This is a genomic window from Longimicrobium sp., assembly GCF_036280135.1.
GTDB lineage: Bacteria > Gemmatimonadota > Gemmatimonadetes > Longimicrobiales > Longimicrobiaceae > Longimicrobium.
Map to the genome: position 1 here is coordinate 1 of NZ_DASURI010000013.1, position 2188 is coordinate 2188.

Consider the following 2188-nt stretch of genomic DNA (forward strand, 5'->3'; position numbering starts at 1 on the left):
GTCACCGTGGACCCCACGCGCGCCGTCGGCGGAACGTGGACGGCGCCCAGCAGGTGCACCTCGCGCTCGTAGCCGTAGCTGGCCAGCGGGGGAGATGCGATCAGCTCCGGCACGGGCCAGCGCAGCGGGGCCGCCGTGAACCCCGCGGGGAGCCGCCACGCCACGGAGGGCGGGCTGCCCACGTCCCCGGCGTGCCGCCAGTACGCGTGCCACCCGGGGTCCGGGCGCAGCCGGATGGCGACGGCCGCCGTGTCGCCCGGAACGAGCACGCGCGCGGCGCTCCGCAGCTCGATCTCCACGGGCCGGCTGTCCGTCGCCCGCGCCACGGCGCCCGGCTCCCCGGCAAGCAGCTGGGCATCCGCCGTCCCCGGTGTCCCCCCGACGGCGAGCGCGACGGCGAGCGCGCACAGGACTGCACGGACGCGCGAGATCGTACGGTGCGCCGCCGTGCCACCCCCCAGGAAGAGGAGCGTCCCCCGTGTGATGCACTTGTTCATGCTGCGGATCCTCCGGTTTTTACTACGCAGTGTAGTAGAAAGGGGCGGACGAAAGCCGTTCCGCGGCGGACAATCCGCGGCTTCGGCTACCGTCGTGTCGGGATGAGCTCGGGCGCGGTCTCGCGAAGCTGGGCGCGTAGCTCGGCGCCCCGCTCGGACCGGTGGTAGGTCCAGAGGAACATCACCATCCACAGCAACGCCGTGGTGGCCAGCGCGCGGCGCGCCAGCGTGGGCCAGGCGCGGCGCGGGGCGGGCCGGTGATCCATCAGGCGGCGGATGCGCTGCTCCACGCTCGGGCGGGTCCGCAGCAGCGGGTGGGCGTGCAGCCAGAGCGCGCCCGGCCGGCGGGGAAGCGCCCGCTGCAGGCGCCACACCTGCACCAGCGACGCGGCCACCACCAGCGGGTCCCGCACCGCCTCCACCACCCGGTCATCGCAGGAAAGCTCGCGCCGAAAGACCACCCGCGGCCAGACGACGGACCGAAACGTCCACAGCAGGGCCAGCACCGCCGCGGCGAGCATGCCCGCCTGCGCAAAGCCGAAGGGCAGCTCCATCCGAAAGAACATCACGTAGAGCGCCGCGGCCTGCAGGACCACCACGAGCGCGCCGACCGGCAGGCTGCCCAGCCAGGCGCGCAGGTTGTCGCGCTGCCGCACGTGGACGAGCTCGTGCACCAGCACCGCGCAAAGCTCGTCCGTCCCCAGCGAGCGGATCACGACGGGCGCCAGGAAGACGGCGGGCCGAAAGCACCCCGTGGTAAAGGCCAGCGGGCCCTCCTCCGCCTGCCGGTGCAGCGGCGGCAGGCGCCTGAGCCCCACCCGCGCCCCGGCCTCGCGGTACAGGTCGTACAGCCCGGAAAACTCGCCGGGCCCGTAGACGGGGCAGCGGCGGCGCAGGCGGCGGTCGGCGATGCAGCTGGCCGCGATGCGCGCGGCCGCGGCCACGCACAGGAGCAGCGTGAGGGCGCGGGCCACGTCCACGGGCGCGCCGCACAGGCCGGGGATCACCAGCAGGGACTCCATGCCCCACAGGAGCTTGGAGTACGGCGCGAAGAACCATTCAAACATCGGAATCCGCTCGCCTCCGCTTTTCCTCGATGGCCTTGGCGAGCGCCTCGATGGCCGCCTCGTCCTGCTCGCCCATCAGTTCCACGAACTGGCTCATCACGGGGGCGCTGAAGTCGTCCAGGAGCTCGCTCAGCACCGTGCCGACCGTGCGGTTGGTGAACTCCTCCTTGCTGGCGGCGGGCACGTACACGTACGCCGCGCCGTCCTTGCGCTTCTCCAGCAGCCCCTTGTCCGCCAGGCGCGACATCACCGTCATCACCGTCGTGTACGCCAGCTCCCGGTCCGCCGCGGCCAGCCATTCCTGGACGTCGTGGACCGTGGCCCGGCCGCGCGCCCAGATCGCCTCCATGACGTCCGCCTCGAGGTCGCCCAGGATCTTGCGCAACCCCTTTTTTCGCGGATCGAAGGTGAAGTGGTATCGGTTCAGGTCCATCGGATCGGGAGCGGCGCGGGTGATTACGACAGCCTGTAGTAGGCTAGTCCCGCCGCGGCGCCCCGTCAAGAGTCACGGTGCGATGCGGGCGAGTCCTGCGACGGCGCTCCCTGAGAAAGAGAGGGCCGGTTCCAAGCGTCTGGCGGCCCTCGCGCGAGCGCCCCCTCCGGGCTCGCGGAGCTCACCCACCT

General features: G+C 72.5%; 3 protein-coding genes. All 3 read right to left on the reverse strand.

Annotation, left to right across the window (positions count from 1 at the left end):
* The coding region (locus VFZ20_RS00350) for a protein-disulfide reductase DsbD domain-containing protein (protein WP_329681818.1) at positions 1 to 497 on the reverse strand (497 nt) is incomplete at its 3' end.
* 86 nt (positions 498 to 583) lie between these two features.
* Positions 584 to 1564: a M48 family metalloprotease gene (locus tag VFZ20_RS00355; RefSeq protein WP_329681819.1), complete on the reverse strand. Its 981-nt coding sequence runs from the start codon at positions 1562 to 1564 to the stop codon at positions 584 to 586.
* Entirely contained in the window at positions 1557 to 1997 is a 441-nt protein-coding gene (locus VFZ20_RS00360; protein WP_329681820.1) for a BlaI/MecI/CopY family transcriptional regulator, read from the reverse strand. The genes VFZ20_RS00355 and VFZ20_RS00360 overlap by 8 nt, the downstream gene beginning before the upstream one ends.
* Positions 1998 to 2188: the final 191 nt, after the last annotated feature.